Source organism: Amycolatopsis sp. WAC 04182 (assembly GCF_003947465.1).
Taxonomy (GTDB): domain Bacteria; phylum Actinomycetota; class Actinomycetes; order Mycobacteriales; family Pseudonocardiaceae; genus Amycolatopsis.
Genome location: NZ_QHJJ01000001.1, coordinates 1,344,660 through 1,363,362 on the forward strand (window position 1 = coordinate 1,344,660; position 18,703 = coordinate 1,363,362).

At 69.9% G+C, this 18,703-nt stretch carries 24 protein-coding genes; 12 read left to right on the plus strand and 12 right to left on the minus strand.

Annotated elements, in window-relative coordinates; all coding sequences use genetic code 11:
• Positions 1 to 7: 7 nt before the first annotated feature.
• From DMH01_RS06735 to DMH01_RS06745, 3 genes are all read right to left on the minus strand, one after another.
• Positions 8 to 481 (minus strand): DUF6463 family protein, encoded by a 474-nt coding sequence (locus DMH01_RS06735; protein ID WP_125674187.1) that lies wholly within the window; start codon positions 479 to 481, stop codon positions 8 to 10.
• A gap of 80 nt (positions 482 to 561) precedes the next feature.
• Complete coding sequence (locus DMH01_RS06740) at positions 562 to 1,206, minus strand: response regulator transcription factor (protein WP_125674188.1); 645 nt, start codon at positions 1,204 to 1,206, stop codon at positions 562 to 564.
• Positions 1,203 to 2,429: a sensor histidine kinase gene (locus DMH01_RS06745; protein WP_158633194.1), complete on the minus strand. Its 1,227-nt coding sequence runs from the start codon at positions 2,427 to 2,429 to the stop codon at positions 1,203 to 1,205. The genes DMH01_RS06740 and DMH01_RS06745 overlap by 4 nt, the downstream gene beginning before the upstream one ends.
• A 145-nt stretch (positions 2,430 to 2,574) precedes the next feature.
• On the opposite strand from DMH01_RS06745, the gene DMH01_RS06750 reads away from it, so the two are divergent.
• The 3 genes from DMH01_RS06750 (at position 2,575) to mscL (ending at position 4,141) form a co-directional block, all read left to right on the plus strand.
• Entirely contained in the window at positions 2,575 to 2,886 is a 312-nt protein-coding gene (locus tag DMH01_RS06750) for an FmdB family zinc ribbon protein (protein ID WP_125674190.1), read from the plus strand.
• A 116-nt stretch (positions 2,887 to 3,002) separates the two neighbouring features.
• Positions 3,003 to 3,644 (plus strand): SAF domain-containing protein, encoded by a 642-nt coding sequence (locus DMH01_RS06755; RefSeq protein WP_125674191.1) that lies wholly within the window; start codon positions 3,003 to 3,005, stop codon positions 3,642 to 3,644.
• Positions 3,645 to 3,736: 92 nt separating this feature from the next.
• Positions 3,737 to 4,141 (plus strand): large-conductance mechanosensitive channel protein MscL, encoded by a 405-nt coding sequence (mscL, locus tag DMH01_RS06760; RefSeq protein WP_034306011.1) that lies wholly within the window; start codon positions 3,737 to 3,739, stop codon positions 4,139 to 4,141.
• 6 nt (positions 4,142 to 4,147) lie between these two features.
• On the opposite strand, the gene DMH01_RS06765 is transcribed toward mscL, so the two are convergent.
• Entirely contained in the window at positions 4,148 to 4,321 is a 174-nt protein-coding gene (locus DMH01_RS06765) for a hypothetical protein (RefSeq protein ID WP_199745374.1), read from the minus strand.
• Between the two features lie 55 nt (positions 4,322 to 4,376).
• On the opposite strand from DMH01_RS06765, the gene DMH01_RS06770 reads away from it, so the two are divergent.
• Positions 4,377 to 4,655, plus strand: a complete 279-nt coding sequence (locus tag DMH01_RS06770) for a hypothetical protein (protein WP_039921525.1) — start codon at positions 4,377 to 4,379, stop codon at positions 4,653 to 4,655.
• A gap of 3 nt (positions 4,656 to 4,658) precedes the next feature.
• Here DMH01_RS06770 and DMH01_RS06775 read toward each other — a convergent pair whose 3' ends face one another.
• The gene (locus tag DMH01_RS06775; RefSeq protein WP_005155592.1) at positions 4,659 to 5,159 is read right to left on the minus strand and encodes a molybdenum cofactor biosynthesis protein B; all 501 of its coding nucleotides are present in this window, start codon (positions 5,157 to 5,159) and stop codon (positions 4,659 to 4,661) included.
• 128 nt (positions 5,160 to 5,287) lie between these two features.
• Between DMH01_RS06775 and DMH01_RS06780 the strand changes: the two genes are divergently transcribed.
• Both DMH01_RS06780 and DMH01_RS06785 read left to right on the plus strand, forming a co-directional pair.
• Positions 5,288 to 6,349, plus strand: coding sequence for an NAD-dependent epimerase/dehydratase family protein (locus tag DMH01_RS06780; protein WP_125674194.1), 1,062 nt, complete (start codon positions 5,288 to 5,290; stop codon positions 6,347 to 6,349).
• 71 nt (positions 6,350 to 6,420) lie between these two features.
• A complete protein-coding gene (locus tag DMH01_RS06785; protein ID WP_125674195.1) occupies positions 6,421 to 7,224 on the plus strand; it encodes an MBL fold metallo-hydrolase in 804 nt (267 codons plus the stop codon).
• A gap of 1 nt (position 7,225) precedes the next feature.
• Here the strand turns inward: DMH01_RS06785 and DMH01_RS06790 are convergent, their stop codons facing one another.
• The 4 genes from DMH01_RS06790 to DMH01_RS06805 are packed head-to-tail and all read right to left on the minus strand — an operon-like array spanning position 7,226 to position 11,554.
• Positions 7,226 to 8,392: a serine hydrolase gene (locus DMH01_RS06790; protein WP_125674196.1), complete on the minus strand. Its 1,167-nt coding sequence runs from the start codon at positions 8,390 to 8,392 to the stop codon at positions 7,226 to 7,228.
• Positions 8,393 to 8,446: 54 nt separating this feature from the next.
• Positions 8,447 to 9,496: a sensor histidine kinase KdpD gene (locus DMH01_RS06795; RefSeq protein ID WP_125674197.1), complete on the minus strand. Its 1,050-nt coding sequence runs from the start codon at positions 9,494 to 9,496 to the stop codon at positions 8,447 to 8,449.
• Positions 9,493 to 10,191, minus strand: a complete 699-nt coding sequence (locus DMH01_RS06800; RefSeq protein WP_034305757.1) for a response regulator transcription factor — start codon at positions 10,189 to 10,191, stop codon at positions 9,493 to 9,495. The genes DMH01_RS06795 and DMH01_RS06800 overlap by 4 nt, the downstream gene beginning before the upstream one ends.
• A gap of 10 nt (positions 10,192 to 10,201) precedes the next feature.
• On the minus strand, positions 10,202 to 11,554 hold the full coding sequence (locus tag DMH01_RS06805; RefSeq protein ID WP_125674198.1) for a hypothetical protein: 1,353 nt from the start codon (positions 11,552 to 11,554) through the stop codon (positions 10,202 to 10,204).
• 131 nt (positions 11,555 to 11,685) lie between these two features.
• Here DMH01_RS06805 and DMH01_RS06810 point away from each other — a divergent pair, with 131 nt between their 5' ends.
• The 5 genes from DMH01_RS06810 to DMH01_RS06830 are packed head-to-tail and all read left to right on the plus strand — an operon-like array spanning position 11,686 to position 15,059.
• Positions 11,686 to 12,342, plus strand: coding sequence for a glycosyltransferase family 2 protein (locus DMH01_RS06810; protein WP_125674199.1), 657 nt, complete (start codon positions 11,686 to 11,688; stop codon positions 12,340 to 12,342).
• The gene (locus tag DMH01_RS06815; protein ID WP_125674200.1) at positions 12,339 to 12,983 is read left to right on the plus strand and encodes a DUF2064 domain-containing protein; all 645 of its coding nucleotides are present in this window, start codon (positions 12,339 to 12,341) and stop codon (positions 12,981 to 12,983) included. Before DMH01_RS06810 ends, DMH01_RS06815 begins: the two co-directional genes overlap by 4 nt.
• Positions 12,980 to 13,588, plus strand: a complete 609-nt coding sequence (locus tag DMH01_RS06820) for a class I SAM-dependent methyltransferase (protein WP_125674201.1) — start codon at positions 12,980 to 12,982, stop codon at positions 13,586 to 13,588. Before DMH01_RS06815 ends, DMH01_RS06820 begins: the two co-directional genes overlap by 4 nt.
• The gene (locus DMH01_RS06825) at positions 13,585 to 14,652 is read left to right on the plus strand and encodes a molybdopterin-dependent oxidoreductase (RefSeq protein ID WP_125674202.1); all 1,068 of its coding nucleotides are present in this window, start codon (positions 13,585 to 13,587) and stop codon (positions 14,650 to 14,652) included. Before DMH01_RS06820 ends, DMH01_RS06825 begins: the two co-directional genes overlap by 4 nt.
• Positions 14,649 to 15,059 (plus strand): hypothetical protein, encoded by a 411-nt coding sequence (locus DMH01_RS06830; protein ID WP_125674203.1) that lies wholly within the window; start codon positions 14,649 to 14,651, stop codon positions 15,057 to 15,059. The genes DMH01_RS06825 and DMH01_RS06830 overlap by 4 nt, the downstream gene beginning before the upstream one ends.
• A gap of 367 nt (positions 15,060 to 15,426) precedes the next feature.
• Here DMH01_RS06830 and DMH01_RS06835 read toward each other — a convergent pair whose 3' ends face one another.
• Positions 15,427 to 16,845 (minus strand): S1C family serine protease, encoded by a 1,419-nt coding sequence (locus DMH01_RS06835; RefSeq protein WP_125674204.1) that lies wholly within the window; start codon positions 16,843 to 16,845, stop codon positions 15,427 to 15,429.
• A gap of 85 nt (positions 16,846 to 16,930) precedes the next feature.
• A complete protein-coding gene (locus DMH01_RS06840) occupies positions 16,931 to 17,731 on the minus strand; it encodes a DeoR/GlpR family DNA-binding transcription regulator (RefSeq protein ID WP_125674419.1) in 801 nt (266 codons plus the stop codon).
• A gap of 92 nt (positions 17,732 to 17,823) precedes the next feature.
• Here DMH01_RS06840 and DMH01_RS06845 point away from each other — a divergent pair, with 92 nt between their 5' ends.
• Positions 17,824 to 18,207: a VOC family protein gene (locus DMH01_RS06845; RefSeq protein ID WP_125674205.1), complete on the plus strand. Its 384-nt coding sequence runs from the start codon at positions 17,824 to 17,826 to the stop codon at positions 18,205 to 18,207.
• Here DMH01_RS06845 and lspA read toward each other — a convergent pair.
• The gene (gene lspA, locus DMH01_RS06850) at positions 18,185 to 18,703 is read right to left on the minus strand and encodes a signal peptidase II (RefSeq protein ID WP_125674206.1); all 519 of its coding nucleotides are present in this window, start codon (positions 18,701 to 18,703) and stop codon (positions 18,185 to 18,187) included. The genes DMH01_RS06845 and lspA overlap by 23 nt on opposite strands.

An 18,703-nucleotide genomic window follows, 5' to 3' on the forward strand; every position in this document is an offset into this window, starting at 1 on the left:
TTTTCCGTCATGGGTTCATGATTCCACGACCGCGGCCGGACGAGTTCTTCCCGAACCAGGCACCTGCGAGGAACAGTGCGCCGATGAGCAGCAGGATGATCGTTCCGCCGTCGAAACCACCCAGCAGTCCGATCAGGACCGCCCACGCGACGACGCCCGAGCCCAGCCAGCCGGGCACGCGTTCGCCGCGCCGGGTCTGCCGGAGCACCAGCGCGCCGAGCAGAAGCAGCGGCACCCCGAAACTGCCAGGGCTGAACCAGAACGCCTCGGCCATGGGGAGCCGGTCGGGCGAAGGGTCCAGTGCGACCGTGTTGAAGAATCCTTCGTCGAAGATCCGTGCCCAGACTTCCTGGCGCATCAAAGCGGCGACCACGGTGTGGAAGATGCCGCCGCAGAGCGCGAGAATCCCGCCCCAGGTGGCGGGGTCGCGCCACCGGCCGCTGGTGGTGGTCACTTCGGCGGTCGTGTCTGTTGTCGTCATGCGCATCAGGCTGCTCGCCCGCTCGACGGGAATCCTCGGCCTGAGGTCGCCGGCACCTCCACCGAAATGATGAGATCGGCTCAGCTCGGACGCACGAGCCCGTTCTCGTACGCGAAGATCACCGCCTGCACCCGGTCGCGGACCTCGAGCTTGGCGAGGAGATGACCGACGTGCGTTTTCACCGTGGCTTCGGAGAGGAAGAGCCGCTGCGCGGTCTCGGCGTTGGAGTATCCCTGCGCGATCTCCAGCAACACGTCGCGTTCGCGTGCGGTGAGCCGCTTCAGCAACGGAGAAGTTTCGCGTGCGACCGCGAGTTGGTCCAGCATGCGGCGGGTCGTGGAGCGCGCGATCACGGCATCGCCGGCATGGACGGCGCGGATGGCGTGGAGGACTTCGTCGGCCGACGCGTCCTTGAGCAGGAACCCGCTCGCGCCGGCGCGCAGACCGGCGATGGCGTACTCGTCTAGGTCGAACGTCGTCAGCAGGATCACCTTGGGCGCGTTCTCGCGGGCGGCGACCACTCCGGTGGCCTCGACGCCGTCCATCCGCGGCATCTGGACGTCCATCAGCACGACGTCGACCCGTGTCTCGGCGAGCTTCGCGACTGCCTCCACGCCGTCGGCGGCCTGGACGACGATCCGGATGTCGTCGGTCGCGTCGACGACCATGGCCAGCCCGGTCCGGACCAGTTCCTGGTCGTCGACCAGCGCGACGTCGATCGTCATCCCGAAGCTCCCTGCTCGCCGACGCGGAATTCCGCGCGCACCCTGAAACCGCCGTCGACCGGACCGGCCTCGAACGTACCCCCCGCGGCGCGCACGCGGTCCCGGACGCCACGCAGACCGGCGCCCGTGCCGGGGAGCGACGGCCGCTCGCCGCCACCGTCGTCCTCGACGACGAACACCGACGCCTGCGGAGTGTGCGTGATCGAGACGGTGACAACCGCGCGAGGACCCGCGTGCTTGACGCTGTTGGTCAAGCCCTCCTGGACGAGCCGGTACGCCGCCATGGCCGCGCTCGCCGTCAGCGCGCCGGGCCGCCCTTGCTCGGACAGCCGGACATCGACGCCCGTCGCGCGGACACGGTCCACCAAGGCCGGGATCCCGGCGAGCGAGGGCCGCGACTCGGTCTCCCGCAACACCCGCAGTGTGTCCCGCATGTCGGCCAGCGCCTCGCGGGCGGTCCCGGCGATCACGGAAAGCGCCTGTGCCGCCCGGTCGGGTGCTTTGGGGGCGATGGCGGAGCCGCCTTCGGCCTGACGCACGATGACCGCCAGTGAATGGGCGACGATGTCGTGCATGTCGCGAGCGATGCGCTGCCGTTCGTCGGCCGCGGCGCGCTGGGCGGCTTCCGCGGCCTCGTCGGCGAGGCGCCGCCGCCGGTCGAACCGGAAACACCCCACGGCCCAGGTGCCCGCCACCGCCGCGACCAGCGCGAGAACGGCCAGCAGAAGCGTGAGCCACCCCGCGGGGAGCGCGCCGTAGGCCGTCGCCGTCCGAGCGGTGCACAGCAACGCCCCGAGCACGCTGATCCCGAGGGCGAGCAGGCTCTCGCGGCGCGGACGGCGTGCCGCGACGGCGTACAGGAGCACCAGGTAGGCCGCCGACGTCGGGAGAAAGAACAGCGGGATCTCCATGCTGTCGCCGTCACTCGCCAGCCCCAGTGGCGCGGGCTGGACCACCGTGTTCGGCAACGCGACGGTCACCGCCATCGCGAGTCCGGCGGTGACGAACGCGGGCGCGGTGGCGATCCGCCGTAACGCGACGGCGGCGAGCACCGCGAATCCGCAAAGTCCCGCCACCCACAGCACCCAGGCCGGGGAATCGGCCACCAGGAGGATGTCGAGCGAAGGCGGCCCCATCAGTGCCGCGACGGCGAGCGCGAAAAGGACGTCCAGAACGAGCGGGTGTGTCCGCGTCCACCGGTCCACGCGGTCGGTCCACGTCACGGCCATGATCGTAGACATCGCCGCCGGGCGTGACCAGGGCGTCATGTGACGTTGGGAAACCTTGTTTGACCTGCGCCGGAATGCCCCGGTACCGTGTTGTGTTAGCACTCTTGTCGGCTGAGTGCCAATGCACGAAGGAGCAGCAGTGCCCACCTACCAATACGCCTGCAAGGAATGCGACCACGCTTTCGAGGCCGTGCAGTCGTTCTCCGACGCGAGCTTGACCGTGTGCCCGCAGTGCTCGGGCCCGCTTCGCAAGGTCTTCAGCTCGGTCGGCGTGGTCTTCAAGGGCAGCGGTTTCTACCGCAACGATTCGCGCGACTCGAAGGCCAACACGACCTCGGCCCCGGCCAAGACCGAGACCAAGTCGGAGTCGAAGACCGAGTCCAAGCCGGAGGCCAAGAGCGCCGCATCCTCCTCCACGGGTACGACGAAAACGGCCGCCGCCGCTTCCTGACGTCCCGAGTTGTCCACAGGCCCCCGGTTATCCACAGCCGGGGGTTTTCGTTCTTTCCAGGGCAGCGCACCCGCCCCTAACGTCGAGATCATCACCGACCGACGAGGGGGAATCCCGTGCTCCATAATCTGCCCGTCCTGCGAAGACTCCAGGGCAGGCCTGCCCGGCTGCTCCGCCGCTGGCTGGCCCTGTCCCTGCTGCTCGGCGGCTTGATCACCCTGTTCCTGCCCGCGTCCGCCCGCGGCACGCCCGGCACCGCGACCGTCGTCTCCGCCCGCGACCTCCCGGCAGGCTCCTTGCTGCGTGCCGAGGACGTCAGACTCGTCGACCTCCCGGACGACATCCGTCCACAAGGCGCCACCGGCCTGCCGTCCTCCGTGGAAGGGCGGATGCTCGTCGGTGCGGCGCGGGCGGGTGAACCGCTGACGGACGTCCGCTTGCTGGACGCGGGCATCCCCGGATCGGGTGATCCCGAGAATTCAACTGTCCCGGTGAGGCTCGCCGACGCCGGGGTCGCGGAGCTGCTCAGGCCGGGCCGTCGGGTCGACGTCGTCGCGGCCGCCGAAGCGGGGCACGAGGCGTCTTTGCTGGCCAGCGCGGCCGTCGTGGCGGCGGTGGGCGAGCAGGGCACCCGCGATCCGAAGGCCTCCGGTGCCGGGAGCAAGGGACCTTTGGTGCTGCTTTCCCTGCCTTCCGCGATCGCGACACGGGTCGCGGCCACCTCGCTGGAACGGTCCATAACGGTTACCCTCCGCTAGCTCGCGCCTGCCCTGTGGCGGCGGGCGCCTGCGTCCCCCCGGTATGGAGAAGGGACGGTCGGCGAACCGTCCCAGGTGAAGAGGAGAGCGTCTTGATCAAGGGCTTCAAGGACTTCCTGATGCGCGGGAACGTCGTCGACCTGGCGGTCGCGGTGGTCATCGGCGCCGCGTTCACAGCGATCGTCACGGCCTTCACGAACGGCCTGATCAAACCGCTGATCAACGCCATCGGCGGTTCGGACGCCGCCAAGGGGCTGGGGTTCAACATCCTCAGCGCGAACGACTCGACGTTCATGGACTTCGGCGGCGTGATCAACGCGGCGATCAACTTCGTGATCGTGGCGGCCGTCGTCTACTTCGTGATCGTGCTGCCGGTCAAGCACGTTCAGGAACGGCGCAAGCGCGGCGAAGAGGCAGGCCCCGCGGAGCCGACCGACGTCGAGCTGCTCACCGAGATCCGTGACCTGCTGCGCGCGCAGCAGAACCGCGCGAGCTGATCCGGATCACCGGTCGTGGTGAGGCGGCCGGTTCTCCAGGAACCACGAGTCGGAGTCCGGGGAGCGCTGCCCCGGCTCTCGCTCGTCGGAGGTCGTGTCCGGCAGGACGTCGCCGAAGATCTCGTCGACCCGCCGTTTCTCCGCGGCGGAGGGGCGCTTGTCTTCGTCTTCACCTGGCATGACGTCCATTTTCGCACCGGTCGCGGGGGCCGTCCGCCGGTGGGACCATCAGCGCATGAGCATCGTCGACAAAGCGAAGGGGCTGGCCGCGCAGGCCATCCACAAAGCGGAAGAGGTCGCGGGCGAGGTCCGCGAGAAGGCCGGGCCGCTGGCCGAGAAGGCGGGCGACGTCGCGGCCAAGGGTGTCTCGGCGGCGTCGGCCGGGGCGAACAAGGTAACCGGCGGCCGGTTCGAGGACAAGATCGGCCAGGTCACCGAAAAGGTGGAAGGAGTGCTGCACCAGGACAAAAAGGGCGAGCCCGGGACCGAACCCGGACCCGCCCCGAAGAACTGAAAACTAGGCCTCTTCGAGCCCGGACAGCTCGTCGATCACGTACGGCACCAGCGACGAGAGCGTCGCCATGCCGTCACGGACGGCCGCGCGGGAACCCGCGAGATTGACCACCAGCGTGCTGCCGGAGACGCCGACGAGCCCGCGGGAGATGCCCGCGTCCACCGCGCCGGCGGCGAGGCCGGACGCGCGGAGCGCTTCGCCGATGCCCGGGATCGGGCGGTCGAGCACACCGGCCGTCGCGTCGGGGGTGCGGTCGCGCGGGGAGACCCCGGTGCCGCCGACGGTGATCACCAGGTCGGCACCGCCGATCACCGCGGTGTTGAGCGCGTTGCGGATCGCGGCCGTCTCGGCCTCGACCACGACGACGCCGTCGACGATGAACCCGGCCTCTTCGAGCAGCTCCGTGACCAGCGGTCCAGTGTTGTCCTCGTGTTCGCCGTGGGCGACCCGATCGTCCACGATGACCACCAGTGCGCGGCCCAGCCGTTGTGCGCTCCGTTCCATAGGCACACCGTATCCGGTTTCGGGCGATCTTCGCTCCCGCGGTGCCGAGGGCCACGACTTGTGACGATTCCCTGACATGAGCCCGCGATCCGGCGCCGCCGCCGTCGATCGCCCCTAGCGTCGGAACGGTGCGAACACTGGTAACCGGCGGGGCCGGGTTCATCGGCTCCCACATCGCCGATCTGCTGTCCGACCGAGGCGACGAGGTGGTGGTCCTCGACAACCTCCTGAGCACCGCGCACGGTTCGTCGCGACCGCCCGGCTACACCGGCCGCCACCGGTTCCTGCGTGGCGACGTCACCGACACGGAGCTGGTCGCCGAGCTGTTGGACGGCGTCGACGCGGTCTGTCATCAGGCGGCCGTCGTCGGGCACGGCGTCGATCCGTCCGACGCGCCGTCGTACGCGTTGAACAACGACTACGGGACCGCGGTCCTGCTCGCCGCGATGCACCGGGCCGGAGTCCGGAAGCTGGTGCTCGCCTCGTCGATGGTCGTCTACGGCGAAGGCCGCTACGAATGCCCCATCCACGGGATCGTGCCGCCGTCGCCACGGAAACAGTCCGATGTGGACGCCGGCTGCTTCGAGCCCGCGTGCGCGGCCTGCGGCGCCGAGCTCGACTGGCGGCTGGTTCCCGAGGATGCACCACTTCGGCCGCGAAGCACCTACGCGGCCACGAAGCTCGCGCAGGAACATCTGGCGGCGGCGTGGGCCCGGCAAACCGGCGGAACGGTCTGGGCTTTGCGCTACCACAACGTCTACGGGCCGCGGATGCCGCAGAACACCCCGTACGCGGGCGTCGCGTCGCTGTTCCGGTCCTCGCTCTTGCGCGGTGAGGCGCCGATCGTGCTGGAGGACGGGAAACAACAGCGTGACTTCGTGCACGTCCACGATGTGGCGAGGGCGAACGTCCTGGCGCTGCGCACCGACGGCCCCGAAGGTGACCTGACCCCGCTGAACATCTGTTCCGGCCAACCCCACTCCGTCGGCGAACTCGCCGAGGAACTCGCGAAGGCCTGCGGCGGACCGGCTCCGAAGATCGCCGGGGGTGCCCGGCCCGCCGACGTCCGGCACGTCGTCGCCGACCCGGCCCGCGCCCGGCGGCTGCTCGGCTTCACCGCGCGAACCGGTTTCGCCGAAGGCATCGCCGGGTTCGCCACCGCTGAGCTGCGGGAACCGGTCGGTCTCTGAAACCGGGAACAGACCGGGCCCCCGCCGAGTTGTCGTTCCCGGCAACGGAATCGACTTTTTTGGGGGTTTTGGTGGGCATCACCGTCGGAGACATCGAGATCGAAGCGATCGGGGACGGTCTGATCAGGCTGCCGCTCGCGTTCTTCCCGGGTCTCGACCCCGAAGCCCACCCGGACGTCTTCGACGAGGACGGCACCGTGCACGTCCCGACCGGCGCGTACCTGATCCGCGGCAACGGCCGCACGATCCTCGTCGACACCGGCCTCGGCCCGCGCGAATTCGCCTTCCCGCCGGGGATGACGCCCGCCAAGGGCGACCCGACCCCGCCGATGGGCACGGGCGGCGACCTCGCCGCCGCGCTCGACAAGGCAGGCTGCCCGGTCGGCGAGATCGACACCGTCTTCCTCACCCACCTGCACAACGACCACATCGGCTGGATCGCCCCCGAGGGCGACCTGACCTTCCCCGGCGCTCAGGTCGTCTTCGGCCAACTCGACTGGGACGCGCTGATCGCGCCCGCCGGGACGGGCGAATGGAGCCGTATCGGCATGGAGACCGCTCGCGGTGCGGGGCTGACCGAGGCGATCAGCGGCGACGTCGTCGAGATCGCGCCCGGGATCGTGGCGCGGCACGCCCCCGGTCACACGCCCGGCCACTACGTCCTCGACATCACCGCGGACGACGAGCGTCTGCTGCTGCTCGGCGACGTCCTGCACACGCCCGCGCAGCTGACGGACACGCGAGTGGGCTTCCTCGGTGACGTCGACCCGGAACTCGCGCTCCGCACCCGGCAGCGGTTCCTCGCGGAAGCGGAAGAGACCGGCGCGATCATCGCGCCGGCCCACTTCCCGGACATGGGGTTCCTGCGGCTCTGAGCTACTTGCCGCAGAGCACCTTGTCGGTGAGCAGCTGATCCGCCTTGAAGTAGGCCTGCCCCAGGTCGGCCGCGGAGTCCCCGTAGGTCATGGACAGTTCGTAGGTCCTGCTGCCGTCGGGGGTACTGGCCATCACCGTCCCGTAGCCGTGGAAGCCGCCCATGCCCTTGAGGACGGTGCCGCAGCTCGCTTCCTGGACGTACACGCCCAGGCCGTAGCCGCCCTTCGGGTGCGGTTTGCGCATCTCGGCGAGCAGCGGGGCGGGCAGGAGCTTTCCGCCCAGCAGCGCGGAGAAGAACGTGTGGAGGTCCTTGGTGGTCGAGATCAGCTCACCGGCGCTGGACGCCCACGACGGGTTCTGGTTCGTGATGTCGACCGTCTTCCACTGCCCGGGCTTCTCCTCGTAGCGGTAGTAGCCGTGGGCGTGCGGCCCGGGGATTCCCGGCCAGGTGCCGGGCACCACGGTGTCGCGCAGTCCGAGCGGCCGCAGGATCCGCCGCTGGATTTCGTCGCCGTACGGGCGGCCGGCGACCTTCTCGATCACCAGCCCGGCCAGGACGTAGTTGATGTTCGTGTAGGTCCAGTCCGTGCCCGGAGCGAACAGCGGCGGCTTGGACAGGCCGAAGCGCACCAGCTCCTCCGGCCGGTAGGTGTGGTAGCGGTTGTCGAGGAACTCCTTACCCGTCAAGGGGATTCCCGGCACGATCGTGCCGTCGGGCAGCATCGCGCCGGTGTAGTCGAACAGGCCGCTGGTGTGCTGCAACAACATCCGCACGGTGATCCGCCGGTCGAGGCCGAACTCGGGCAGGTACCCGGCCACGGGCGCGTCCAGGCCGATCTTGCCCTCCCCCACCAGCTGCAGGACGACGGTGGACACGAAGGTCTTGGTGTTGCTGCCGATCCGGAACCGCCCGTTCGTCGGCGGCTTGGCGGCCGAGCCCAGCTCGCGCACCCCGGCGCTGCCGGTCCAGTCGCCCCGCGCGTCGTGCACCCGCAGCTGCGCCCCGGCGAACCCGGAGGCGGCGATCTCCTGCACCATCGCCCGCAGATCCGGACGGTCCCGGCCGTTGTCCGCGGCGGCCACACCGGGCGCGACCCCGGCCAGCAGCGCGGCCGCCACCGCGGTGATCCCCGCCCGCCGGAAGAACTTACTCGCTGAAGTCGTCATGGCGGCAACGATCGCGGCCCGCGCTGACACCGCGGTGACACGCCGCTGACACGGTCAGGGCATGGCGAGCGGAAGCCGGACCTCGAACCGGCAGCCGGGGCCGTCGTTCCGGACGCCGATGCGGCCGCGATGGGCTTCGACGAGGCCTTTCGCGATCGCCAGCCCGAGCCCGCCGCCGCTCGCCAGCCCGCCGCGTTCGGGGGTGCGCGCCGTCGTCCCGCGGAACGCGACGTCGAAGACCCGCCCGATCTCGTCGTCGGGGATGCCGCCGCAGCCGTCGGAGACCGCGAGCAGCGCCTCACCGCCGTCGATGCCGATCTGGACCGCGACCGTCCCGTCCGGAGGCGTGTGCCGCACGGCGTTGGACACCAGGTTGCGCACGATCCGCGCCAGTTCGGGGTCGCTGCCGGAGACGACCGGCCACACTTCGGCGTATTCGATCATCCGCACGCGTTTCTGCTCGGCGAGCGGCGCTTGCGCGGCGACCGCGTCGCTGACGACATCGCGCAGCGGCACGGCGGCCATGGTCAGTTGCAGTGCGCCCGCGGTGATCCGCGACAGTTCGAACAGGTCGCCGACCATGCCGGACAGTCGCGTGGTCTCACCGCTGATCCGGCGCGCGTAGCCGGTGACCTCGATCGGGTCGGCGACGACGCCGTCCGCGACGGCCTCGGCCATCGCCTGGATCCCGGCCAGCGGGCTCCGCAGGTCGTGGCTGATCCACGCGACCAGTTCGCGCCGCGACGCCTCGGCCGCGCGCTCCCGTTCCCGCGCCTCCCGTTCCCACACGCTGCGGCGCGCGATCGCGCGGCCGAGTACGAGCGCCGCCGGCACGGTCACCAGCGCGACCAGCACACATACCAGTGTCATCGTGGTCAGCGCGGGGGTGAACATGAACCCGCTGATCCCGAGCACCGCGATCAGCGTCGCGAGTACGGGGATCAGCACGAGGATCGTCATCGTGCTGGCCAGCGAACCGCGGCGCAGCACGTACAGCGCCAAACCGCCGAGCAGCATCACCGGCAACGCGAACATCAGCGCGAACGGCAGGATATGCCAGGCGTGCGCCAGCATCTCGCCGAACGACTCACCGGAGCCGATCATCGCCGCACCGGGTCGTACCGGTAGCCGACGCCCCACACGGTGGCGACGCGGACGGGTTTCGCCGGGTTCTTCTCGATCTTCTCCCGCAACCGTCTCACGTGGACGGTCACGGTGGACTGGTCGCCGAAGTCCCAGCCCCAGACCTTCTCCAGCAGATCGGCGCGGGAGAACGCCACCCCGGGATGGGTGAGGAAGAACGCGAGCAGATCGAATTCCCGGCTCGTCAGGGGAAGTTCCACGCCACCGAGGGCCGCCTGCCGCGCCGACATCTGCAACGCGAGATCTCCGTCGGTGATCACGCGCGCCGCCGGCTCGGGCCGCGGCATCCGTGCCCGCCGCAGGACCGAAGCCACGCGCAACGCGAGTTCCTTGGGGCTGAACGGTTTCGTGACGTAGTCGTCGGCACCGAGCTGGAGCCCGGCGATGCGATTCTCCTCTTCGCCGAGCGCGGTCAGCATCACGACCGGAACCTGGCTCACCTGCCGCAGGCGACGGCAGACCTCCAGGCCGTTGAGCCCGGGCATCATGACGTCGAGGACCACGAGATCCGGCCCGGTCGCCGAGAAGAGCCGGAGCCCCTCGGTGCCGTCCCCGGCGACGTCGACTTCGAAGCCCGCGACCTCCAGGTACCGCCGGACGACGTCCCGCACGGTCTCGTCGTCGTCGACGACGAGCACCCGTCCTTGCTCTGTCATGCAGCCCACCTCACCAGCTCGTCAGCACCAGATGGTTCACCACCAGCGCCGTGGCCGCCGACGCGGCGAGCCACCACCGCCGCCCCTTCGACGGCAGCAGCGCCACCGCGGGCAGCAGCCACACCTCGAACGGTAGCCAGATGCGTTCGACCTCCGCCTTCGACAGGCCGGACAGGTCGGCGAAGGCGATCGTCAGCACGGCGGCCGGCACGATCAGCGTGACCGGCTCGCGGAACGATCGTTTCGGCTCGGCGAGGAACTCCGCGCCGGCCCGTCGTGTCCCGGCGATCACGGCCGGGCCGAGCGCGATCAGCACCGCCGCGATATCCGCCCACACCCAGTAGGAGTACGGGCGCAGCGTCGCGATGCCCTGGTAGTAGCGCTCGACCACGAGGTGATAGCCGTCGAGCCACCAGAATCCGGCCAGCGCGAACGCCACGACGACCACGGCCACCCCCGCCGTGGCCGTCAGGAGGATCCGCCATTCGCGGGTCAAAAAGACGACGGCGAGCACGATCACGCCGAGCAGCACAAGACCGTAGGAGAGGAAGAGCCCGAACCCGAGCAGCAGACCGCCGGGGAGCGCGAGGATCCGCCGTCGCGTGGCGAGTGCCAGCAGCGCGATCCCGGTCGCGGTGACACCCGCGAAGAGACCGTCGGCGGACACGCCGATCCAGATCGCGCCCGGGGTCAGGACGGCGAAAGGCAGGACCGTCCTCGCGGCGTCCTGCCTGCCCAGCGCGGAGAGCGTCACCGGCACCGCGACCACCGCGAGGCAGCCGACCAGGACGACGACCGTCGACGCCCACGCGCCGCCTTGCAGACCGAGCCGGTCGAGCCAGACGAAGACCAGCGTCGCGCCCGGCGGATGACCGGAGACGTGCGTCGTCCACGAGTCCGGCTGGAAATCCAGGATGCGCGAGGAGAACCCGTTCAGCATCTTCGGGATGTCGGTGATCCCCGGGACCTCGTGCAGGTACTCGTGTTCCGTCGCGAGCCTGCCGGTGAACCCGCGCGTCCACCCGTCGATCATCGCCAGCGAGAACGTCCACGCCAGCGCGGTCACGTAGCCGAGCGCGAGCAGCGGACGCCAGCTCAGCCGGGCGGCGAGCAAGGGACCTTTGGTGACGACCAGGAGCGCGAGCACGACGGCGGCGACCGAACCCGGCCCCACATGCGGCAACCACAGCCCGAACAGCGGCGGCGCGAAGGCGTAGATCACCACGCCGGAACCGGGACGGTTGTAGTGGAGGCCGACCGCGAGCGCGGCGGCGACCACGAGCATCGCCAGCCCCACGGCGATCAGATCGGCCCGGCGGCCGGTACGGGAAGGGGCGGTGACAGTGGACATCACCGGCACCATAACCGCGTTTCCCCGGTCCGGCGGTCCGGAACGGAGGTCTGTCAGAACTCGGTAAGAACTTCGCCGACGTCATGATTCGGTAAGCAGCGCAAGGGTTTTGGTCTCTCCATCCCGGACTTAACGTCCGTTGCGTGAACGCTGACCAGGTTGACGTCGTGCTCCCCTGTCTCGACGAGGCCGGTGCCCTCCCCGGGGTACTGGCGGCCCTGTCCGAGCGGTATCGGGCGATCGTGGTCGACAACGGCTCCACGGACGGTTCCGCCGAAATCGCGGCCGCGCTCGGGGCGAAGGTCGTCCACGAACCCCGGCGCGGCTACGGCGCCGCGGTGCACACGGGGCTGGAGGCGGCCACGGCGGACGTCGTCTGCTTCGCCGACGCCGACGGTTCCCTCGACCTCGCCGAACTGCCGATGCTGGTCGATGGCCTCGCCGACGCCGATCTGACGGTCGGGCGGCGGGTGCCGACCGGGCCCGGCGTCTGGCCGTGGCACGCGAGAGCCGGGAACGTCATGATCTCGTCGCTCCTGCGGTACAAGGGATTACCGGTCCGCGACATCGCACCGCTGCGAGCCGTCCGGCGGCGGGCGCTGCTCGATCTCGACGTCACCGATCGCGCCTTCGGCTACCCGCTCGAACTGCTGATCAAGGCGAGGCGCGCGGGCTGGCGGGTCACCGAGTTCGACGTGTCCTACGGCGAACGCGCCAAGGGCACCAAGTCGAAGGTCTCCGGATCGCTGCGGGGAACGCTCCGCGCCGCGCGGGATTTCGGGCGGGTGCTGAGCCGATGACCTTCTGCCTGTTGATCGTCGCCAAGGCACCCGTGCCCGGTTTCGCGAAGACGCGGCTGTGCCCGCCCGCGACGCCGGAGCAGGCCGCCGAAATCGCGGCCGCCTCGCTGCTCGACACCCTCGAAGCCGCCATCCAGACGCCGGACACACGCGTGGTCGTCGCCATGACCGGCGAACTCGACAGGGCGGCTCATAGCGCCGAAATCGCCGCGGTACTCCGGAAAACGGAGGTGATCCCCCAACGCGGGGAGGGGTTCGACCTGCGGCTCGTCAACGCTCACGCCGACGCGTCCCGTCCCGGGGAGCCGGTGTTGCAGATCGGGATGGACACCCCGCAGGTCACCCCGGCGCTCCTGGCCGAAGCCGCCAACCGGCCTGAAGACTCTGTCCTCGGACCTGCCGAGGACGGCGGCTGGTGGGCACTGGGGCTCAGGGATCCTTCGCACGCCGAAGTTCTCGCTGGAGTGCCGATGTCGCGTGACGACACCGGAAGTCAGACCCTGCGTGCCCTGCGCGACATCGGGCTCTGTCCTGGCATCCTGCCCACACTGTCCGATGTGGACACGATCGCGGACGCGCGCCGGGTCGCCACGGCGGCTCCGCACGGCCGGTTCGCCCGAGCGGTGGCCGAAGTCCGGTGACCGCCTTCGACCGCGGCCTGCTCGGCCACCGCTGCTGGCTGGAACTGGCGACCGGCGAACGCGTCGACCTGCCGGTCGACCGGTGGACCGCCATCCCCTGCGAAGGCGACGACGTCCTCCTCGCCGCCTGTGACGGCCCAACCCTCGACGTCGGCTGTGGGCCCGGCAGGCTCACCGCCGCGCTGACCGAACGCGGCGTCGCCTCGCTCGGCGTCGACATCTCGGCCACCGCCGTGCGGCTCACTCACGCCCGTGGCGCCGCCGCGCTCCACCGAGACGTGTTCGACCGGCTCCCGGGTGAAGGGCGCTGGCGGCACGTCCTGCTCGCCGACGGGAACATCGGCATCGGCGGCGATCCGCACCGTCTCCTCGCACGGATGGCGGAACTGATCACCGACGGCGGGACGGTGCTCGTCGAACTCGACCCGCCGGGCCGCGGGCTCCGCCAGGACCGGGTCCGGCTGCGCCCGGAAAACGGTGCGTGGTTCACCTGGGCGTGGGTCGGTGTCGAGGCGATCGCGGACATTGCCGCCCGCACCGCGTTCCGCGTCGCATGGTCCACCAGCCACGGCCACCGCTGGTTCGCCTGCCTGGAGAAAGCATGAACACGACCTCGGAGCGGGTGACGTCGCGGATCGGGCTCGCGCTCGCCGTGACGTTCACGCTGTGCTTCGTCACCGGCCTGCTCAGTCATCTCATCCAGCATCCGCCGTCGTGGTTCGGCTGGCCGAGCCGCCCGGTCTGGCTGTACCGGGTCACGCAGGGCACGCACGTGCTCTCCGGTATCGCGTCGATTCCCTTGCTGCTGGCCAAACTCTGGAGCGTCTACCCGAAACTGTTCGAGCGGCCGGTGATCCGGTCGCTGCCGCACGCGCTCGAACGGCTGTCGATCCTGGTGCTCTCCGCGGCCGCCTTCTTCGAACTCGCCACCGGCCTGTTCAACGTCGCGCAGAACTATCCGTGGACGTTCTACTTCCCGCAGTTGCACTACGCGGTCGCGTGGGTGGCGATCGGCTCGATCCTGGTGCACATCGCGGTGAAACTCCCCATCGTCCGCCGCTCGCTCACTCGGAAGCCGGAACCTTCGCGGCGTGCGTTCCTTCGCACGACCTGGCTGGCCGCGGGAGTCGGCGTCGTCGCGACGGCCGGAGCGACGGTTCCGTTGCTCCGCGGCGTTTCCGGTCTGTCATGGCGGAGCGACACGGGGCCGCAAGGGCTGCCGGTGAACCGGACCGCCGCGGCGGCAGGCGTCCTGGACACGGCGAACGACCCCGGCTGGCGGCTTTCGGTGGTGACGCCGAACGGCACGAAGACCTATTCGCTGGACGAACTCCGTGCCCTCCCCAGAACTTCGGCCGAGCTGCCGATCGCGTGCGTCGAAGGGTGGAGCGAGTCCGCGCGCTGGAGCGGCGTCTCCCTGCCGGAGTTGTTGCGGCACGCCGGAAGCACACCGGGCACCCCGGTGCGCGTGTTCTCGCTGGAGAAGGCCGGGCCCTACGGGATCAGCGACCTCCCCGGCGAGCACACCTCGGACGACCTCACCCTGCTGGCGCTGGAACTCAACGGTGAGGTGCTCGACGCCGACCACGGCTTCCCGTGCCGGATCATCGCCCCGAACCGGCCGGGGGTCCTGCAGACGAAATGGGTCACCCGTTTGGAGACGCTGTGAAGACGGTGCGGCTGCTGCTGTTCCTGCCCGGCCTCGCCGCGCTCGCGTGGGGCGCGGTCTTGTTCGCCGAGTACGCCTTCCCGCTGCGACCGGACGTCTTCGGGACGCTCGGGTGGCTCATCGGCGGCCCGCTGGCGCACGACCTGCTGATCGCGCCGCTGGCCGGCGCCGTGGGATTCACGCTGAGCAGGTTCCTGCCGGAACGCTGGAAGACGCCGGTCAAGACGGGCGCGGTGCTCACCGGCGTGTTGACGCTGCTCGCGTTTCCGTTGCTGTGGCGGCCTTTCGGCGGCGCCCGGAACCCGGGCCTGCATGACGCCGACACCGTCACCGGCCTGCTCGTCAGCCTGGCGGTCGTCTGGCTCGGCGTGCTCGCGGCCGCGCTGGTCCGGCGGAGGGCGGAATAGAAAGGTCTTGGTGGGCTGCCCGCTCCGGGACGTACAGCGACGTGTCGCGAAAGCCACTTTTGGGACGTCACATGTCGCGAAAGTGGCTTTCGCGACACGCGGCGGTGCCGTCTGCGATGAATGGTCCGACCAGAAGCCGCCACCGTTGCGAAAGCCACTTTCGCAACCTTCAACGTTGCGAAAGTGGCTTTCGCAACCCTTCCCTGACCTAGGTGGCGCGCAATTGCCTTACCCATCTCACCAAAAGAGCCACGCGCGACCGGGATTGGCAGCCGGTCGCGCGTGGCTTCTTGGGGTCCGGCCCGCTGGGGGTTCGAGCCGGAGCTGGTCTCGGCCGCGCACTGCGGCCGAGCGTTTTCTGGAAGGGCTAGTTCGGGGTGACGGGCTGCCCGCCGAGGGTCACCTCGATGACCTTGTCCCCGCTGAGCGTGAACTTCACCTTGTCGTTCGGCGCCCGGGTGCGGATCTCGGCGACGAGCGCGTCCGCGTTGGGGATCGAGCGGTCGTCCAGCTTCGTCACGACGTCACCGGATTTGAGGCCCGCCTTCTCCGCGGGGCTGCCCGGCGAGATCTCCCCGAGCTGCGCTCCGCCGGTCGGCGCCGTCTGCACGCGCGCGCCGATGAAGGTCTGCGTCGCCTGGCCGGTGTTGATGATGTCGTCGGCCGTGCGGCGCGCCTGGTCGATCGGGATGGCGAAGCCGATGCCGACGTTGCCGCCGGTCTCGCCGCCCTGGCCCTGCGCGGACTTCGGGCTGTAGATCGCCGAGTTGATGCCGATGACCTGGCCTGCCATGTTCGCGAGCGGGCCGCCGGAGTTGCCGGGGTTGATCGCCGCGTCGGTCTGCACCGCCGACATCACCGTGGTCTGGTCGCCGTTGCCGCCGGCGCTCACCGGCCGGTTCAGCGCGCTGACGATGCCCGAGGTGACCGTGCCCGTCAGCTCGAACGGCGAACCGATGGCGACCACCGGCTGCCCGACGCGCAGGTCGTCGGAGCGGCCGAGTTCCACCGGGGTCAGGCCGCTGACGCCACTGACCTTCACCACGGCGATATCGGTCGTCGGGTCACGGCCGACGACGGTCGCCGTGCCCTTCTTGCCGTCTTGGAACACCGCCTGGATCTGCCCGCCACCGGCGGCGACCTCGACGACGTGGTTGTTGGTCAGCACGTAGCCGTCGGTGCTGAGCACGAAGCCGGAGCCCTCGCCCGCGCCCGATCGCCCGGAAACCTGAAGCTCGACGACGCTCGGCGACAGCTTCTGCGCCACCGCTTCTACCGAACCGGCGGGCAGATTGCCCGTCTGCTGGGCCGGCTTCGGCGCGTCGAGCGCGTTCACGGAAGAGCCGCCGGACGCGTCACCGGTCAGGTAGCCGACCGTGCCGCCCGCGACACCGCCGACGACCAGCGCGATCGCCGCGACACCGGCGAGCAGCTTGCCCGACGTGGACTTCTGCGCCTGCCGCTGCTGCGGGACCGTGTACATCGACGGACCCGGCTGGGTGAACGGCGTCTGCTGGCCGGGGATCTGGTGTCCCTGGGTGTACTGGCCCTGCGTGTGGTGCTCCTGGGCGGGCGCCTGCTGAGTCTGCGTCTGCACCTGGGGAGCCCACGGGTTGTAGGCCTGCTGCGCTCCGGTGTGCGGAGTGGCATGGCCGCCGAGGCCGGGCGCGTCAGGCTGCTGCGGCGTGGGCTGGGCCGCCCAGCTCGCGCTCTGGTCCGCGTCCGGCTGAGCGCCGGCGGGCCGCGCCTTCTCGGCGTCCTGGCCGCTGGGGTCGTTCTCGGTCATGTCTTCACCTTGCGGGATGGTCCTGAGAAGTTCCTGAGCCAAAGCTGTGCATCGCACATGAGTATGGCGTCCCCGGCCGCCGACTTCACGCTTCTTCGGCTTCTGCCGCCTCCGCCGTTTCGGCAATCATCAGCTCACCCGCCTGCTCAGCGAGCGTTTTCCTTGCCTGGTCAGGCAAACCGTCGTCCGAGACGACGACGTCGGCCTCGTCGAGCCCGGCGATCGTGGAGATGCCGACGATTCCCCATTTCGTGTGGTCGGCCAGCACGACCAGCTTGCGGCCGGCTTCGACCAGCGCGCGGTCGGTCTCGGATTCGGTGAGGTTCGGTGTGGTGAACCCGGGCCCCTCTGCCATCCCGTGCACGCCGAGGAAGACGATGTCCAGGTGCAGCGACCGCAGGCTCTGCACGGCGACCGGCCCGACCAGCGCGTCCGACGGGGTGCGGACGCCGCCGGTGAGGACCACCGTGCGATCCGGCTGGTTCACGCCGCGCAGCACGTCGGCGACCTGGATGGAGTTCGTGACGATCGTCAGTCCGGGGACCTCGTCGAGCGCCCTGGCCAGCGTCCACGTGGTGGTGCCCGCGGAGATGCCGATCGCGGTGCCCGGCCGGACCAGCCCGGCGGCGAGCGCGGCGATGGCCTCCTTCTGCGCGCGCTGGCGCACGGATTTGGCCTCGAACCCTGGCTCGTCGGTGCTCTTGCCGACGACGGAGGTCGCGCCGCCGTAGACCTTCTCGACCAGTCCGCGGCCGGCGAGCACATCGAGGTCGCGGCGCACCGTCATATCGGAGACGCCGAGCCTCGCGACGAGATCGCTGACCCGGACCGCGCCGGTCCGGCGCGCCTCCTCGAGGATCACCGCCTGTCGTTGCCGCGCGAGCACGAAGCCTCCGATAACCACACTGGATCAACTACACAAAATCCTACACGATCAAACATGGCGCGACGAGCGGATTCGCCTGCCACCATGAGGCCATGGCCAGGCTTCGCGACGTCGTCTTCGACTGCCGTCATCCGGCTTCGCTGGCGCGATTCTGGGCGTCCGTGCTCGACGGTTACGAAGTCGCACCCTATGACGAAGAAGAGCTTGATCGCCTTCGTTCACTGGGGTTTTCGGGCCCCGAAGAAGATCCTTCGGTGTTGGTCGAAGCGGCATCGGGACCGCGGCTCTTCTTCAACCGGGTTCCGGAATCGAAGGTCGTGAAGAACCGGGTTCACCTGGACCTGACCGGAGACGACGTCGAACGCCTCGTTTCCTTGGGCGCGCGCGTACTCGCGCGTCCCGAAGACGGACTTGTCGTGCTCACGGATCCGGAAGGGAACGAGTTCTGTCTCGTTACTCCTCCGCCGTCTCCCTGACCCCATCGATCGGGATCCCGCGGAAACTCAGCACGAAAAGCGAGACGGCGCCGAAGAACAGCGCGATGTCGGCGACGTTCCCGACGAACCAGCCGTTGTAGTCGATGAAGTCGACGACATGGCCGCGCGCGAAGCCGGGCTCGCGGAACAAACGGTCGCCCAGATGCGTCGTCGCGCCACCGAGCAGCAACCCAAGCGAGATCGCCCAGCCCGCCGAACGGACCTTGCGGGAGATCCACAGCAGCGCGACCACTGCGGCCGCCGCCAGGATCGCGAAGATCCAGGTGGAGTTCGCGCCCAACGAGAACGCCGCGCCCGGGTTGTAGAGCAGCCGGAACCGGATGAAGTCGCCGATCACCGGGATCGGCGCCTGTCCGGTGAGGGCGTCGACGGCCCACCATTTGGTCAGCTGGTCGGCGGCCAGCAGCACCGCGGCCACCAACAGTGTCCACAGCAGACGGCGGGGCGGCAGCTCAGGCTCGTTCTCGGTGCTCAT

Excerpts from the sequence above, each read along its gene's own strand:
- DMH01_RS06735 (WP_125674187.1), bottom strand. The coding sequence starts at position 481 with ATGACGACAACAGACACGACCGCCGAAGTGACCACCACCAGCGGCCGG.
- DMH01_RS06835 (WP_125674204.1), bottom strand. The coding sequence starts at position 16,845 with ATGACCGAGAACGACCCCAGCGGCCAGGACGCCGAGAAGGCGCGGCCC.
- DMH01_RS06775 (WP_005155592.1), bottom strand. The coding sequence starts at position 5,159 with ATGGAACGGAGCGCACAACGGCTGGGCCGCGCACTGGTGGTCATCGTG.
- DMH01_RS06805 (WP_125674198.1), bottom strand. The coding sequence starts at position 11,554 with ATGGTGCCGGTGATGTCCACTGTCACCGCCCCTTCCCGTACCGGCCGC.
- DMH01_RS06740 (WP_125674188.1), bottom strand. The coding sequence starts at position 1,206 with ATGACGATCGACGTCGCGCTGGTCGACGACCAGGAACTGGTCCGGACC.
- DMH01_RS06800 (WP_034305757.1), bottom strand. The coding sequence starts at position 10,191 with ATGACAGAGCAAGGACGGGTGCTCGTCGTCGACGACGACGAGACCGTG.
- DMH01_RS06790 (WP_125674196.1), bottom strand. The coding sequence starts at position 8,392 with ATGACGACTTCAGCGAGTAAGTTCTTCCGGCGGGCGGGGATCACCGCG.
- lspA (WP_125674206.1), bottom strand. The coding sequence starts at position 18,703 with ATGAGCACCGAGAACGAGCCTGAGCTGCCGCCCCGCCGTCTGCTGTGG.
- DMH01_RS06795 (WP_125674197.1), bottom strand. The coding sequence starts at position 9,496 with ATGATCGGCTCCGGTGAGTCGTTCGGCGAGATGCTGGCGCACGCCTGG.
- DMH01_RS06770 (WP_039921525.1), top strand. The coding sequence starts at position 4,377 with ATGAGCATCGTCGACAAAGCGAAGGGGCTGGCCGCGCAGGCCATCCAC.
- DMH01_RS06815 (WP_125674200.1), top strand. The coding sequence starts at position 12,339 with ATGACCTTCTGCCTGTTGATCGTCGCCAAGGCACCCGTGCCCGGTTTC.
- DMH01_RS06765 (WP_199745374.1), bottom strand. The coding sequence starts at position 4,321 with ATGCCAGGTGAAGACGAAGACAAGCGCCCCTCCGCCGCGGAGAAACGG.
- DMH01_RS06825 (WP_125674202.1), top strand. The coding sequence starts at position 13,585 with ATGAACACGACCTCGGAGCGGGTGACGTCGCGGATCGGGCTCGCGCTC.
- DMH01_RS06845 (WP_125674205.1), top strand. The coding sequence starts at position 17,824 with ATGGCCAGGCTTCGCGACGTCGTCTTCGACTGCCGTCATCCGGCTTCG.